The following is a 13,065-nucleotide window of genomic DNA, read 5'->3' as shown; positions in this document are numbered from 1 at the left end:
GGGGTAATGATGAGGAAGATATTCTATGACTTTGAAGTTTTTAAACATAACTGGATGGTTGTGCTGATCGATTATGATACTAAAAAGGGTAAGGTTATTGTAGATGATGTTGATGAACTGAAACGATTCTATAAGATGTTTAAAGATGATATTTGGATTGGTTACAACTCTAGAATGTACGACCAATACATTTTAAAGGGAATCCTGTTAGGAATGAATCCTTATTATATTAGTTCAAGAATTATTAATGATAATGTAAAGGGATTTAATGTTGTTAGAGAAGGTTATAAAATCCCACTGAATAACTTTGACATAACAACCGGTTTCCACAGCTTAAAGCAGCTAGAGGGCTTTATGGGTTCAAGGATTAAGGAGTCATCAGTACCATTTGATATCTCAAGAGCATTAACAGAAAAAGAAATTAAGGAAGTTGTTGATTATTGTATTCACGATGTGAAACAAACAATTGAAGTGTTTGATAATAAAAAAGAGGAATTCGAAAGTCAATTGGCTTTAATTGAAGCCTTTGATTTAGAAATGTCTATGTTTACAAAGACAAAAGCCCAATTATCTGCATTTATCTTGGGGGCTGAAAAGCAAGGAAACAGGGGAGATGAGTTTGAACTTAGATTTCCTAATACATTAAAAATTGAAAAATACAAACACATTGTTGATTGGTATAGAAATCCTGAAAATTTAGATTATAAAAAAAACTTAAAGGTTGATGTTGCAGGTGTACCTCATATTTTTGCCTGGGGAGGTTTACATGGGGCATTACCAAAGTATAAAGATGAAGGGATAATTTTATGTTGTGATGTTGCATCTCTATATCCTTCAATCATGATTGAATATGATTACATCAGTCGTAACGTGAAAAACCCTTTGAAATATACTGAAATCAGAGATACACGGTTAGAATTAAAACGCAAAAAAGATCCTAAGCAGGCTCCCTACAAGATCGTCCTAAACTCAACGTATGGAGCAATGAAAGATCAGTATAATCCACTTTATGACCCGTTAATGGCCAATAACGTATGTTTAGCCGGGCAGCTGTTGTTATTAGATTTAATCGAGAAAATTGAACCGTATTGTAAACTGATTCAGTCAAATACTGATGGGTTGTTTATGAAAGTTGAAAAGGAATCTGATATTGATTTAATTAAGGAAGTGGCAAAGGAGTGGGAAACCAGAACACGATTAGATTTAGAGTGGGATGTTTATGAGAAGATTTATCAGAAGGATGTAAACAACTATATAATCATTGATAAAGACCAGAAGTATAAATCTAAAGGTGCTTATGTTAAAAAACTAAACAACCTGGATTATGACTTACCAATTGTAAATAAAGCCATGATTGAGTATTTTACAAAAGACATTCCAGTTGAAAAAACCATCAATGAATGTGATCAGTTAAGAGAGTTTCAAAAGATATCAAAGGTTTCAAACAAATATATGTACGCTCTCTATGGAGAAGAGAGGCTACCTGAAAAAGTTTTAAGAGTTTTTGCTTCTAATGATGAAGATGCTAAAGGTGTTTTCAAGGTTAAAACAGAAGAACGAATTGAAAAAATCGGAAATACTCCACCGCGCTGCTTTATAAATAATGATAACGTTATTGATTTAAAAGTTCCTGATTATCTTGATAAGGAATATTACATAGAGATAGCCAAAAAACGAATAAATGATTATTTAGGAATATCGAATAGAAAGAAAACAAAGAAGGAGAAGTGATATGCATCGCAATTAAGAGTAAAAATAAAATCAAAACACACATTTTCAAGTCCGTTTATGGTATGATGATTTTAATTCCCTTAGCCACTTTTTCTTACATAAGTTATGAGCAGCATATACATAAAACAGAGGGAAATGAAGACTCAATAAAAGAATCATTTTATAAGAAGCCTAGACAGATTAGGATCCCATCAAGTGAGAATATTGTCTTACGGCTATTTAAAAAAGCTCAAACGAACAAAGAACAACAATTAAAAAGGCATACAGAGAAGATTATCTCAGCAAAACTCATTAAACCTAAGCAAAGTAAGAAAAGGCACAGGAAGGGAGGTGAGACGGTAAAGTATAAACTTTTTAAGAGTAAAAATAAAATTAGTATTAAAGAAAACAAGCCACCGGCCGCAAAGAAAACCATCCAGGTTAAGCTGAGTGCTTATATTGCCCACTGCCAAGAAGGATGCACAGGAACAACTAGAACAGGTGTTGATGTCACTCAATCAATCTATTACAAAGGGTATCGTGTCATTGCAACCGATCCAAGTGTTATTCCCTTGAATTCAATAGTTGAAGTAAGCATTGGCAGGAAAACGTTCAAAGCAATTGCAATTGATACTGGAGGCGCAATAGTTGGAAATAAAGTGGACTTGCTCGTAGCAACCGAGCGTGACGCAATTAATTTTGGCAAGCAAAATGGGACAATCTCGATTATTAGTTAGGAGGCGGTTAATTGCCGAAGTTTTGGTCTTATCCAGAAGGGTTAAAAGTCATCATAAATGAGAATGCAAAGAACGCTTGTCCTCATCATGTTGGACGGGAAGGGAAAATTATTGAGCTACTACACTCTGCCACATATGATTACGCAGTCAGTGATGAAACAGGTGATATTACATTCTTCAAGGAGCATGAATTAAATCCAGCTAAAGGAGGTTAATTGTATGTTTAAAAAGGGAGAGAAGGTGATTGCTGGTTTCACAGGAGAGATTGGTGTTGTTGCACAAGTGGATAAAGGACATGAGCAATTAGAAGTTGAGTATCCAGACGGCTCATATAGAGTGATTGGCTTCAGCAATGTAAGAAGGGTGGAAGATAAATGACGATGATTATTTTAGAAGGCACTGACTGCTGCTACAAATCAACAGTAGCAGATAAGCTAAGCAAAGAACTCGGATATCCTGTAATAAAAGGATCCAGCTTTGAATTAGCTAAGAGCGGTAATGAGAAGCTGTTTGAACACTTTAATAAGCTAGCCGATGAGGACAATGTAATTATTGATCGATACATATATTCAAATCTGGTTTATGCGAAGAAGTTCAAGGATTACTCAATCTTAACGGAAGAGCAGCAAAGAACAATCGAGGAAAAGATTAGAGATAAAGCAAAAGTGATCTACTTACACGCTGATCCAAAAGTTATTAAGCAGCGCTTACTTGAACGTGGAGATGAATACATAAATGATCGTGATATTGAGCCGGTATTAGAGTTATATAGAGAAGTGATGAGCGATGTAGGGTTACATACATATTCGTGGGATACAGGACAGTGGAACAGTGATGAGATTGCTGAAGGCATTATTCATTTGATTGGATAACTCAAGACAAATGGCTATAAAACAATGCTTTAGAAAGGGGATTAATGAAGATGATTACAGTGAATGGCAAGAAAGTTGAATTTACAGAGTTCCCAAATGGAGAATTAAACTTAAATCACAAAAGCATTGATGTACTGGCGAATTCGGATTCAGCTACTAATGTAGGTTTTAAATTTGAAAATAATACTGACTTGATAAAACTGATGTTTGTTAAAAGATACTTAGACCAACTAAAAATTAAAACTACCAGGTTGAGTATTTCATATATGCCGTACAGCAGAATGGATAGGAGTGAGAACGGTTCACCATTTACTTTGAAATACGTTGCCCAGTTTATTAATGAATTAGGATTTTCAGAGATCGAAGTATACGAACCACATTCTGATGTAACGACTGCACTTTTAAACAGAGTGCAACCAAATTTCATTAATTTTAATTTGATTAATTTAGTTAAAAGAATTGTGAGGTTTGATGAGAACAAAGATTATTTGATGTTTCCAGATGCAGGTGCAAGTAAAAGATACAGTAGGATGAAAGCTAAAAATGTCCTTGTAGGACACAAGCATAGAGATTTTGAAACAGGTGAAATAAAAGGGCTAGAGCTTGTTGGAGACATTAGTGGAGCGAATGGACGCCAAGTAATAATTGTAGATGACCTTTCATCCAGAGGCGGTACGTTTGTCCATAGCTCAAAGAAATTACGTGAACATGGTTTTTCTAATGTGTTCTTATTAGTAGCTCATGCAGAGAACACAATCTTCAAAGGTGAACTATTTAATCACATTGACTCTGTCTTCACTACAGATAGCATTTTAACCGAACAAAACAATTGGGAAAATAAAAAATATGAGTCAAAGCTAAAAGTATACAATATTTGAACAAATAAAAACCAAACCTAATAACACGATAGAGAGGATCGATTCGATGAAAAAAACACCTGCAACATTATTAGCTGACTTTTATAAATTGAGCCATCGTGAACAATACCCTGAGAAAACAGAAAGTGTGTATTCAACTCTAACTCCACGTAGTAATATATTTTTTCCGAGAGCTGATAAAATTATTGTTTTTGGTGTTCAGGGGTTTGTGAAAAAATATCTGATTGAGTACTTTAATAACCATTTCTTCAGAAGGCCTAAACAGGAAATTGTAAATGAGTATATGAGAATTGTTAAAAATGCACTTGGGAAAGAAAATCCTGATACAAATCATATTGAAGAACTACATGATTTAGGTTACTTGCCAATTAAAATTAGAGCACTTAAAGAAGGTTCTCGTGTACCCATGAGAGTTCCAGTTTTAACAATTGAAAACACAGATAAAAGGTTCTTTTGGCTAACAAATTATTTGGAGACAATCCTCTCCACAGAGACTTGGCAGCCTATGACTTCTGCAACTATTGCATATCAGTATAAAAAAATATTAGACAAGTATGCGTTGAAAACAGTGGGAGATACGGAAGCTGTAGGATTTCAGGGACATGATTTTTCAATGCGCGGAATGTCGTCTTTAGAATCCGCCCAAACAAGTGGAGCAGGTCATTTACTAAGCTTTAATGGCACAGACACTATTCCTGCCATTACATATTTAGAAGAATATTATGATGCAGATGTAGAGAAAGAGCTAGTGGGCTCGTCAATAAGTGCAACTGAGCATTCAGTCATGTGCTCCTATGGAGATGAAAATGAGTTTGATTTATTCAAACATCTTATGACCAGTGTATATCCAAGCGGATTCTTTAGTGTGGTATCTGACACCTGGGATTTTTGGAAAGTAATTGGAGAATATCTCCCTAAACTAAAAAAAGAGGTAATGAATCGAGAGGGGAAAGTTGTAATTCGCCCTGATAGTGGAGACCCAGTTTTAATTTTGATTGGTGATCCTAATGGAGAAACAGAACTTGAACGTAAGGGATTAATCGAATGTCTATGGGATATATTTGGAGGGACTATGACCAGGAAGGGTTACAAACTCTTAGATTCGCACATAGGAGCAATATACGGAGACTCAATTACGTTAGATCGTTGTGAGCGAATTGTGGAGGGGTTGGAAGCCAAGGGCTTTGCAAGTGTAAATGTTGTGTTTGGAATTGGCAGCTATACATACCAATACAACACTAGAGATACATTTGGTTTTGCCGTAAAGGCTACTCATGCCATTGTTGACGGGGAAGAAAGAATGTTATTTAAGAATCCAAAGACTGATGACGGGACAAAACGAAGTCAGCGGGGTCGAGTTGCTGTTATCAATGAAAACGATGAACTTACTCTCATTGACGGGTTAACTATCCAAGCTTATAACTCTGAATTTAAAAATCAAGATCAAATGGAGGACGTATTTATCGACGGTAAGCTAGTGAGAGACCAATCTCTTCAAGATATTAGAAAAAGAATCAATGACTAATTAAAATTTGTCTTTTAAAGAGTAAAAATAAAATATAAGAGGTGAACGCTGCGATGAACTATCCAGAAAGCTTAAAAGAGAAGGCAGAAAAAATTAAAGATGAAGTAAGAAGCGGCAAATTAGACGAGGGGAAAATAAAAGCCATTGCTAAGGCTGCAGTTGAGCTTTTAAGATCCGAAGAGAAGAGCCATACATATTATGCAGAAGTTGCTGGTGCGATTGCTGCAAACCTAGATGAGTTTTTCAAGCATTATCTAAAAGAGGATTAATACAACAGGATTAAAAGAAAGGATAAAGGGATGTTTATTGAAAAGGTACTATGTTAGATGTAAAGATCACAAGGACGAAAATACGTCTTTGATAATTGAAGCAACGTCTACAGAAGAGGCTAACCGGAAGGCATTAGACATACATAAGGTAAAGACTGTTTATAACGTGAGCATTGGGGAAAGTAAGGAGACAAATTACCTTCAGAGAAAACATTCGCCGTACATAAAGAATGACAACGGGAAAGCTATAATCATATTCTCGTAGAGGAGGTTTCGGGTAATTAGGGATATTGCCAAGGATATCATTAATAATGACGTAGATGAGATTGAGGAGATACTGGATAAGCTTTGGGTTTACTTAGAGAACAATTTAAGGCCAGAGGATAACCGCATATGGAAAAGGTGTGATTCGGATATTTTGGCGGCAACGGTAAAGTTAAGAAATTTAAAAGAAGCTTTTTGAGGATAAAAATAAAATAGTTGTTGATTATCCGAGAAAATGCGAGTATATTAGAAATATAGGAAGCGAGGTGATGCATTGGAGTGTGTTAAATGCAAGGATCACATAGGCGAGATCGTTTATTACATAAGAATAGCTGACAACAAAGAATATGAGGAATTCGCGGTACATAAAGAATGCGGAGAAGCAATCAAGAAAGAATGCATTGAAAATTGTAAAGACATGAAATTAGAAAAGACATTGGATTACTTGCAGTTACTTTAAGAGTAAAAATAAAATATTCCTTTTATTGAGAATGGAGAGATGTTGTATGAGTAAGTATGTAGTAGAGATTTGGGCTGGAAAAGAATATGTGGGAAAAATGCTAGACAGTGATGGAAAAGTTGCTGAATTTTCATATAGAGATGTAGCTGGTGTAGCTGCTTTAAATTTAAAAAAAGACAGTTCACTAAGAACTTGGTGTGAAGTGGTGGAATTGAAATAGTGAAAGGAAATATAAATGATTTCCTGGGAAAGCGCAGTATGCGACAAATTGGAACAAATGATGTCTTTAGGTGATAAACAAAAAAGGAGCATAGAGCCATGGAAACATTAGATGCACCAATTTATGAGATTAAGCAAGAAAGCAATTGGTATAAAACTGAGAAGAAACGAAGAGAAGATATTAACAAATTCTTTGATGAATTCGAAGCAACATACGGAATTAAGAATGGTTTTTCGTTCTATCATTCCGAGTATTTCGGAGTACGCGCAGGAACAGAAGCATATGACTTCTTTAAAGATGAAGTGGTGAAAAACCCCACAAAAGCTGGCTTCTATGCATTTAAAAAACGTTCTAAGTATTTCACAGACATAAGGTCTATGCTAGAGAAAATAGAAGAGGCAAATCCTTTCAAAGGTCATGATGTGTTCGGGAGAAATAATATAACTGCAAGCCAGTGGGTAGGTGATAGATGGTTTTTTGGCGTAAGAGATGAGAAACGTGTAGAAGGTGAAGAAGCTGTAGCTATTGACTTCAAAGATTATCTTAAAATTATCTTGGAGAAATTAGGTTAAAATTCAATTTTTATCGAGAGGAGCAACTGAAATGCAGGATAAATTAATGTCAGCAGTTCACTTTATTGAGGTCAATCGGGATGAAATGGGTGACAAGAAATCACTAAACATGCTTTTAAAAGCCGTAAAGAAAATCATCAATGAGGGAGAAAAATGAGGTTTCACATACTTGAAGAGAAACAAATGAGAGGCATCGGTTTTACAGATCACGTGAAATCAAAGTGGTACTTCATAAAATCAATTCACCCTAATATTACTTTTAATTTAACAATACATAAAAACAGTCTAAACGGTGAAATTGATGTTCTAAATGAAAGAAGTTTGCAACCATATGATTATCAGTACTACATGAATGCTTATACAAGAGAAAAACTTGAATTTCCACATATCATACATGATAAAGTCCAAGAAATTATGTCTTACTTAATTGAAGAGGGAATTATCTCAGATTACACATTAGGAAGTTACATATAAGGAGGTGGATAAGTGGGACGGCATAAAGCAACATTTGAAGGGAAGGTAATTAAGAAAAGTTGGGGGCTGGATATTCTTTGCGGTATTACTGAAAAGGAAAAAACTGAGTTCAAAGCCTTCTTCGAAGGAATTATTGATTTAGACCCAATTGAAGTCGGAGGGAAAGTGTATATCCCAGGGTTTAACGAATACGTAGTCGTAACAGATAGGCAGCGCAACACAAAAAATGAATGGACATATCAGACCGATAAGATCATTAAGACAATTGAAGACAAAGAAAGTCTTGAAAGAGCAATTAAAGAGCAAACGGAACTTGAAGAGGAATGGCAGCAACATGTCAGACAAGAGAATCATCGAGTTGAAGAACAAAATGAAGTGAGTAAAACTTCCTGGTGGAAAAGGCTAACTAAAAAAGACCAAAGGAGAGATATTTATTGAATAAGGATACAAAAGATATTCGGAACGGTTTCTTTATCGGATCAGGTTCTCTGATTGTAGTTGGGTTACTCATTTTTGTTGAAGCATTGACTATGTCACTAGTTGTTTATTACGGATTGAATCATGTGTTAAACCCATTGCTTATTGATACATACAGTATTCAAAATGTTCATTTCACTTTACCTCATTCATTTGTTATTGGTGTTTTACTCAACGTATTTGTCAAAGGTGTAAAACAGTCAGATCAAGACAAAAACGAAAACATCTTCAAGAAAGCAGGCAAGTCTTTACTGTATTCAGCTTTTGCGTTGATCGTTCTGTATGTGAGCACACTGTTTATCTAACGAGGAGAAATTCGCATGAACTTAAATACATGGAGGGTGATGTTATGGAATTAACAAAAAAGATTACAACAGCTATAGGTACATATGAAATTAAATTATCCGTTGAAGAAGGAACGGGGCTAGGGTGGGACATTCTAGAATGGAAGGTTAAGGATCTTACTACGGAAAGTTTACTGGCTGTGGGTAATGGAGTCCCTGGATTAAGCACAGGTTTAAGAAAATGGAGTCTAATTGAACAAGTTAAAAAAATCATTGAAAGAGTAGAAGCGGATGAATTGCGAAGGAAGAATAAGAACAAAGACATTGAAGAATTCAATGACTGGAACGGAGTTCTGAACGCATAACTGGATAAAGATTGAGGAGAATTGCAATGAGAGAAATAAAGTTCCGTTCTTGGATTAAGGGCAAAAAAGAGATGATTTATGAATTTACTTTAAAGCAGCCAACGACCAGTCATTGTACGAAAAACATCCTCATGCAGTACACGGGGCTTAAGGATAAGAAAGGGCAGGAAATTTATGAAGAGGATTTATTTCAAACACCTTATATGAAAAGCAAAGGCTGCGCATACAGATGTGTTTTCTCAGCAGAGTTCGGTGGATACTTGTTTGATCCTTTTGTAATTGGAGATAAAGATGCTCCTCTAATAGGTGTTGAGGAGTTTTCTCAGCAGTGGGAAGATGTCCAACATGGTGAAGTTATCGGAAATATTTATGAAGATCCAGAGATTTTAAGGAATTGAATAAAAGTTTTATTTTAAACAAAAGAGGAGATGGAAATCATGGATTACGCGAAAGTCAAAGGGAAAAATGTAGTCATTACTCTACCGATCGATTTGTTAGAAGTGGCATTCAACAATAATCCAAACAACTGGGATGAATCAATTAAGGTTAAATTTAAAAGACAATTTGCTAAAGGGTTTGCTGAAAAGATTAATGAAACCTCAACAAATAGTGAAACTGGGTTAACTGTATTTCAGGAAGCAATTGACGAAATATTTGATGAGATGCTAGAGGAAGCTCCAAATTATATTAAAGTCCCTCAAGAGGATTAACCAGAAAAATAGTTTTTTGCAAAAGGAGAGTCAGATATGATTTTAAAAGAAATCTCTGTTTTTAAAGAAAAATTTAATAATTATTTACCGAAGGAAACGAAAATTGTTCTTCACTACCAGAACATTGAAGCTGTTGAGGATGAGGACAGGATTACTATAAACACTGGTAAGAATTCAACAGCATATAAGGTGTTTGATTTGAACGAGGGGATAAAAAGTCCACTTAAAATGAAATTGACAAGTTATGAGGGCGAAACAAAGGTGTTTAAGGTGGACATTAATAAAATTCATTTCAACATGGCAGGAGACTTGGCAGTTAAATTAGAATTCAAAGTGCTCAAAACAATGGCTGGCGGGGCGGTCAGCGAACTGGGATTTTATTCATTACTTTAAAAGGATGATTTTAAAGAGAAAAGGAGGAATAACCAATGGCTTATGATGAGATCAATGGGAAATTAATTAATGCTAAAGTTAGTGATGTAATTAAAGCGTTGCAAGACCAACTTGATTTTAACGGAGATACGCCAATTGAATTCAGAATTAATGGTGAAGAAACAAGCAATGAAATTCAATTAGATCCATATGAAAATGTTTTATTGTTTCATTTAGAGGAGTCTTAAATAAGGAGGCAGGAAATGTACTTTATATCAGAACCGAATGATCTGATCGGCAAAGAAATTGGATTCATTCATGCAAACCGATTTTGTGATAGCACTATAATCGTAACCAAAGATGGTGGGGTGTTGATTGTAAAACAGGTTTTTGATTTGGACGAAGATCAAACAAATACCATTGTATTTAATGAATGCCGGGCAAAAAAAGAGTTATATGAGAACAGATATGCAAAACATGAACTTAATAGACTAAAAATCATTACAAAAAAGGATTGGGCTGATTATGAGCTGAAGCTTAAAAAAGCAGAAGAAGCTCGTCAAATTGAATACCAGAAGAAAAAAGAAGAGCGAGAAAGATTAGAATATGAAAGACTAAAACTGAAATTTGAGGGGAAATAAGTTCAAATGGATACATACGAAGTAATTGGTTGCTGGTTTAGACATTATAAAGGCGGTCTGTATAAGGTTATAGGAGAGGTCATTCACACTGAAACAGAAGAAAAGCTGGTTACATATGAAGACCAATACGCTGTTCTTTGGGCAAGACCTAAAGAAATGTTCTTTGGAAAAGTGATTATTGATGGTAAAGAGATTAAGAGATTCACAAAAATAGATTAGGAGTTGACGAAATATGATGAAATTCTTTGAGGTAAGTGATCCATATTACGCATTAATCAAGGCAAATACAAAAGAAAAGGCAATGAAGCTATATACAGAAGAAGTTGCTGATGATGACGAAGAGAATCTTAGCAAAGAAATGTATGAAGTTTCATTAGATCATGCAGTAAAAGCCTACATTCATAGAACTAGATTTGAACAAGGATTCTTCTTTAAAGATGAGATTACAAACAATTTAAAAGGCAGAGAAGAAGGCATAGTTGTAATGGATGGACATTTATTGTAAGAGATTAATTCTATAAAATCACAGTTTCATAGGAAGGGGAAGTAGTATGAGTGCAGCAAGAAAGTGGAGAGATTTGAGAAGCAAATTAATTGGATATAAGGTCTACGGTAAGTTCAGTGATGTTGTTATTGACCATATTCTAAATGATATGGATAAGTTGGACATAAGACACGAAAAAGATAAAAACAAAAAATAGAGAAAAGGGAGTTGTGGAATGGGAGCTGTTAGACGTATTGATTCAACTCAACCGTATGTAAAAAAGAAAAACATTATTACCTTTACAATAGCCACTGAGAATACTCATATTCATTTAGCTGATGGGCAATCTTTTCCTGTGATCGAAGGAGATATTATTGCCACTGACCAACAGGGTAATCAATTTGTTGAATTAGAAAAAAATCTAGAAGACTATGTTCCTGTTGTTGAAGAAAAGAAGAGCTCGTTATATGAAAGTATGGCTAATGGTTACGTGGAAATGGGAGACATTAATTTAGAAATATCAGAAGCATTCCATCATGCTGAAAATGAAGCAGAAACAACCACGAACAGCGTAGTTAACGGAGTATATAAAGAATATTGATTATTACATATGAAAGCAAGACAGGTAATGTGAAAAGATTTGCTCAAGCATTACAAAGGGAGTTAAACTTCGACATCATTGAAATTACAGATGACTTAATCGTTGAAGAAGAATTCATACATATTACATATACGATAGGCTTTGGGGAAGTACCTGAAAAGACTCTAAATTTTATTGTTAAGAATAAAAATAAAATAAAAGGGGTTGCTGTGAGTGGTAACAAGGTTTGGGGTGATAACTATGGTTTAGCTGGGGATAAGCTTTCAGCAATGTTCCACGTACCATTGTTATTAAAGTTTGAACTAAGTGGAACAAAACAAGACTTACAGAAGATTAATCGGGAGGTACAACTTATTGACAAACACAATACCAAAGTGGATCAAGCTCAATAATGAGATCATGATTCAGAAAGACGGTAAGTTTCAATTTGAGAAGGATAAGGAGGCAGTACACAGCTACTTTGTTGATTACATTAATCAAAATACAGTCTTTTTTCATGACTTAAAAGAGAAACTGGATTATCTGATTAAAAATGATTATTACGAAGAAGAATTCTTAAGCGAGTACACATTTGAGCAGATTAAATCAATTTATAAGATTGCTTATAGTTACAAATTCAGATTCCCTTCCTTCATGAGTGCTTTCAAGTTCTACAATGACTACGCATTGAAGACAAACGATAAAACAAAGATTCTGGAAAGATATGAGGATCGTGTTTCAATTGTAGCTTTGTATTGTGCAAACGGTGATTATGAAAAGGCTGTTGAGGAAGTACACTCTATGATGAAGCAAGAGTATCAACCGGCAACACCTACTTTTCTTAATGCGGGACGTAAGCGAAGAGGCGAAATGGTGAGCTGTTTCTTGCTTGAAGTGGGAGACAGTTTGAATGATATTTCACGGGCAATCGATATTTCCATGCAGCTGTCTAAAGTGGGTGGTGGCGTAGCGCTTAATCTAAACAAATTAAGAGCCAGAGGTGAAGCGATTAAAGATGTGGAAAACGCCACAAAAGGTGTCGTAGGTGTTATGAAGCTATTAGATAATGCTTTTAGATATGCAGATCAGATGGGTTGATTTGGCCCCTTTCGTCAGAAATGGCGATCGAAAACCTCTTTAATTCATGGGAACTCCTCAGATGGTTTGGGTC

The 13,065-nt window shown here is 35.1% G+C and carries 24 protein-coding genes and 2 pseudogenes; all 26 read left to right on the top strand.

What is annotated here, in order from left to right; genetic code table 11:
* Positions 1-6: 6 nt before the first annotated feature.
* A complete protein-coding gene (locus RUW00_RS04760; RefSeq protein ID WP_208557756.1) occupies positions 7-1,731 on the top strand; it encodes a DNA polymerase domain-containing protein in 1,725 nt (574 codons plus the stop codon).
* Entirely contained in the window at positions 1,728-2,447 is a 720-nt protein-coding gene (locus tag RUW00_RS04755; protein ID WP_280145211.1) for a 3D domain-containing protein, read from the top strand. Before RUW00_RS04760 ends, RUW00_RS04755 begins: the two co-directional genes overlap by 4 nt.
* 11 nt (positions 2,448-2,458) lie before the next feature.
* Positions 2,459-2,662 (top strand): YorP family protein, encoded by a 204-nt coding sequence (locus RUW00_RS04750; protein WP_014417936.1) that lies wholly within the window; start codon positions 2,459-2,461, stop codon positions 2,660-2,662.
* A gap of 4 nt (positions 2,663-2,666) precedes the next feature.
* The gene (locus RUW00_RS04745; RefSeq protein WP_094032728.1) at positions 2,667-2,825 is read left to right on the top strand and encodes a hypothetical protein; all 159 of its coding nucleotides are present in this window, start codon (positions 2,667-2,669) and stop codon (positions 2,823-2,825) included.
* A complete protein-coding gene (locus RUW00_RS04740; RefSeq protein WP_110124783.1) occupies positions 2,822-3,319 on the top strand; it encodes an ATP-binding protein in 498 nt (165 codons plus the stop codon). Before RUW00_RS04745 ends, RUW00_RS04740 begins: the two co-directional genes overlap by 4 nt.
* Before the next feature lie 38 nt (positions 3,320-3,357).
* Positions 3,358-4,197 (top strand): annotated as a pseudogene (locus RUW00_RS04735) (ribose-phosphate pyrophosphokinase); the annotation flags it as partial.
* Positions 4,198-4,243: 46 nt separating this feature from the next.
* Positions 4,244-5,722, top strand: coding sequence for a nicotinate phosphoribosyltransferase (locus RUW00_RS04730; protein WP_315956512.1), 1,479 nt, complete (start codon positions 4,244-4,246; stop codon positions 5,720-5,722).
* Positions 5,723-5,775: 53 nt separating this feature from the next.
* Positions 5,776-5,991: a hypothetical protein gene (locus RUW00_RS04725; RefSeq protein WP_280145208.1), complete on the top strand. Its 216-nt coding sequence runs from the start codon at positions 5,776-5,778 to the stop codon at positions 5,989-5,991.
* Positions 5,992-6,761: 770 nt separating this feature from the next.
* Positions 6,762-6,935: a hypothetical protein gene (locus RUW00_RS04720; protein ID WP_280145207.1), complete on the top strand. Its 174-nt coding sequence runs from the start codon at positions 6,762-6,764 to the stop codon at positions 6,933-6,935.
* Between the two features lie 98 nt (positions 6,936-7,033).
* On the top strand, positions 7,034-7,507 hold the full coding sequence (locus tag RUW00_RS04715; protein ID WP_079005113.1) for a hypothetical protein: 474 nt from the start codon (positions 7,034-7,036) through the stop codon (positions 7,505-7,507).
* 31 nt (positions 7,508-7,538) lie between these two features.
* Positions 7,539-7,664 (top strand): hypothetical protein, encoded by a 126-nt coding sequence (locus tag RUW00_RS04710; RefSeq protein ID WP_014470220.1) that lies wholly within the window; start codon positions 7,539-7,541, stop codon positions 7,662-7,664.
* Positions 7,661-7,981: a hypothetical protein gene (locus RUW00_RS04705; RefSeq protein WP_053574326.1), complete on the top strand. Its 321-nt coding sequence runs from the start codon at positions 7,661-7,663 to the stop codon at positions 7,979-7,981. The genes RUW00_RS04710 and RUW00_RS04705 overlap by 4 nt, the downstream gene beginning before the upstream one ends.
* 66 nt (positions 7,982-8,047) lie before the next feature.
* A complete protein-coding gene (locus tag RUW00_RS04700; RefSeq protein WP_396334717.1) occupies positions 8,048-8,419 on the top strand; it encodes a hypothetical protein in 372 nt (123 codons plus the stop codon).
* Entirely contained in the window at positions 8,416-8,763 is a 348-nt protein-coding gene (locus RUW00_RS04695) for a hypothetical protein (RefSeq protein ID WP_017697095.1), read from the top strand. Before RUW00_RS04700 ends, RUW00_RS04695 begins: the two co-directional genes overlap by 4 nt.
* A gap of 44 nt (positions 8,764-8,807) precedes the next feature.
* The gene (locus RUW00_RS04690) at positions 8,808-9,107 is read left to right on the top strand and encodes a hypothetical protein (RefSeq protein ID WP_017697096.1); all 300 of its coding nucleotides are present in this window, start codon (positions 8,808-8,810) and stop codon (positions 9,105-9,107) included.
* Positions 9,108-9,133: 26 nt separating this feature from the next.
* Positions 9,134-9,505, top strand: coding sequence for a YopX family protein (locus RUW00_RS04685; protein ID WP_017697097.1), 372 nt, complete (start codon positions 9,134-9,136; stop codon positions 9,503-9,505).
* 39 nt (positions 9,506-9,544) lie between these two features.
* Positions 9,545-9,817, top strand: a complete 273-nt coding sequence (locus RUW00_RS04680) for a hypothetical protein (RefSeq protein WP_038458560.1) — start codon at positions 9,545-9,547, stop codon at positions 9,815-9,817.
* A gap of 36 nt (positions 9,818-9,853) precedes the next feature.
* The gene (locus RUW00_RS04675; RefSeq protein WP_280145205.1) at positions 9,854-10,210 is read left to right on the top strand and encodes a hypothetical protein; all 357 of its coding nucleotides are present in this window, start codon (positions 9,854-9,856) and stop codon (positions 10,208-10,210) included.
* A 35-nt stretch (positions 10,211-10,245) separates the two neighbouring features.
* The gene (locus tag RUW00_RS04670; RefSeq protein ID WP_232489662.1) at positions 10,246-10,437 is read left to right on the top strand and encodes a hypothetical protein; all 192 of its coding nucleotides are present in this window, start codon (positions 10,246-10,248) and stop codon (positions 10,435-10,437) included.
* A gap of 15 nt (positions 10,438-10,452) precedes the next feature.
* Positions 10,453-10,830: a hypothetical protein gene (locus RUW00_RS04665; RefSeq protein ID WP_232489663.1), complete on the top strand. Its 378-nt coding sequence runs from the start codon at positions 10,453-10,455 to the stop codon at positions 10,828-10,830.
* Between the two features lie 6 nt (positions 10,831-10,836).
* Entirely contained in the window at positions 10,837-11,049 is a 213-nt protein-coding gene (locus tag RUW00_RS04660) for a DUF1653 domain-containing protein (protein WP_232489664.1), read from the top strand.
* Positions 11,050-11,062: 13 nt separating this feature from the next.
* Positions 11,063-11,335, top strand: a complete 273-nt coding sequence (locus RUW00_RS04655) for a hypothetical protein (RefSeq protein WP_232489665.1) — start codon at positions 11,063-11,065, stop codon at positions 11,333-11,335.
* 46 nt (positions 11,336-11,381) lie between these two features.
* Complete coding sequence (locus RUW00_RS04650) at positions 11,382-11,531, top strand: hypothetical protein (RefSeq protein WP_156524413.1); 150 nt, start codon at positions 11,382-11,384, stop codon at positions 11,529-11,531.
* 18 nt (positions 11,532-11,549) lie between these two features.
* Complete coding sequence (locus tag RUW00_RS04645) at positions 11,550-11,915, top strand: hypothetical protein (protein WP_104679053.1); 366 nt, start codon at positions 11,550-11,552, stop codon at positions 11,913-11,915.
* The gene (gene nrdI / locus RUW00_RS04640; RefSeq protein ID WP_280145204.1) at positions 11,912-12,307 is read left to right on the top strand and encodes a class Ib ribonucleoside-diphosphate reductase assembly flavoprotein NrdI; all 396 of its coding nucleotides are present in this window, start codon (positions 11,912-11,914) and stop codon (positions 12,305-12,307) included. Before RUW00_RS04645 ends, nrdI begins: the two co-directional genes overlap by 4 nt.
* Positions 12,270-12,989: pseudogene (locus RUW00_RS04635) on the top strand (ribonucleotide reductase N-terminal alpha domain-containing protein); the annotation flags it as partial. The gene nrdI and the pseudogene RUW00_RS04635, both read left to right, overlap by 38 nt.
* Between the last annotated feature and the right edge of the window lie 76 nt (positions 12,990-13,065).

This window comes from Bacillus sp. IS1 (genome assembly GCF_032461585.1).
Lineage (GTDB): Bacteria > Bacillota > Bacilli > Bacillales > Bacillaceae > Bacillus > Bacillus velezensis.
This window is presented reverse-complemented; position numbering and strand designations above follow the sequence as displayed.

Excerpts from the sequence above, each read along its gene's own strand:
- RUW00_RS04760 (WP_208557756.1), top strand. The coding sequence starts at position 7 with ATGATGAGGAAGATATTCTATGACTTTGAAGTTTTTAAACATAACTGG.
- RUW00_RS04745 (WP_094032728.1), top strand. The coding sequence starts at position 2,667 with ATGTTTAAAAAGGGAGAGAAGGTGATTGCTGGTTTCACAGGAGAGATT.
- RUW00_RS04740 (WP_110124783.1), top strand. The coding sequence starts at position 2,822 with ATGACGATGATTATTTTAGAAGGCACTGACTGCTGCTACAAATCAACA.
- RUW00_RS04730 (WP_315956512.1), top strand. The coding sequence starts at position 4,244 with ATGAAAAAAACACCTGCAACATTATTAGCTGACTTTTATAAATTGAGC.
- RUW00_RS04725 (WP_280145208.1), top strand. The coding sequence starts at position 5,776 with ATGAACTATCCAGAAAGCTTAAAAGAGAAGGCAGAAAAAATTAAAGAT.
- RUW00_RS04720 (WP_280145207.1), top strand. The coding sequence starts at position 6,762 with ATGAGTAAGTATGTAGTAGAGATTTGGGCTGGAAAAGAATATGTGGGA.
- RUW00_RS04715 (WP_079005113.1), top strand. The coding sequence starts at position 7,034 with ATGGAAACATTAGATGCACCAATTTATGAGATTAAGCAAGAAAGCAAT.
- RUW00_RS04710 (WP_014470220.1), top strand. The coding sequence starts at position 7,539 with ATGCAGGATAAATTAATGTCAGCAGTTCACTTTATTGAGGTCAATCGG.
- RUW00_RS04705 (WP_053574326.1), top strand. The coding sequence starts at position 7,661 with ATGAGGTTTCACATACTTGAAGAGAAACAAATGAGAGGCATCGGTTTT.
- RUW00_RS04690 (WP_017697096.1), top strand. The coding sequence starts at position 8,808 with ATGGAATTAACAAAAAAGATTACAACAGCTATAGGTACATATGAAATT.
- RUW00_RS04685 (WP_017697097.1), top strand. The coding sequence starts at position 9,134 with ATGAGAGAAATAAAGTTCCGTTCTTGGATTAAGGGCAAAAAAGAGATG.
- RUW00_RS04680 (WP_038458560.1), top strand. The coding sequence starts at position 9,545 with ATGGATTACGCGAAAGTCAAAGGGAAAAATGTAGTCATTACTCTACCG.
- RUW00_RS04675 (WP_280145205.1), top strand. The coding sequence starts at position 9,854 with ATGATTTTAAAAGAAATCTCTGTTTTTAAAGAAAAATTTAATAATTAT.
- RUW00_RS04670 (WP_232489662.1), top strand. The coding sequence starts at position 10,246 with ATGGCTTATGATGAGATCAATGGGAAATTAATTAATGCTAAAGTTAGT.
- RUW00_RS04665 (WP_232489663.1), top strand. The coding sequence starts at position 10,453 with ATGTACTTTATATCAGAACCGAATGATCTGATCGGCAAAGAAATTGGA.
- RUW00_RS04660 (WP_232489664.1), top strand. The coding sequence starts at position 10,837 with ATGGATACATACGAAGTAATTGGTTGCTGGTTTAGACATTATAAAGGC.
- RUW00_RS04655 (WP_232489665.1), top strand. The coding sequence starts at position 11,063 with ATGATGAAATTCTTTGAGGTAAGTGATCCATATTACGCATTAATCAAG.
- RUW00_RS04650 (WP_156524413.1), top strand. The coding sequence starts at position 11,382 with ATGAGTGCAGCAAGAAAGTGGAGAGATTTGAGAAGCAAATTAATTGGA.
- RUW00_RS04645 (WP_104679053.1), top strand. The coding sequence starts at position 11,550 with ATGGGAGCTGTTAGACGTATTGATTCAACTCAACCGTATGTAAAAAAG.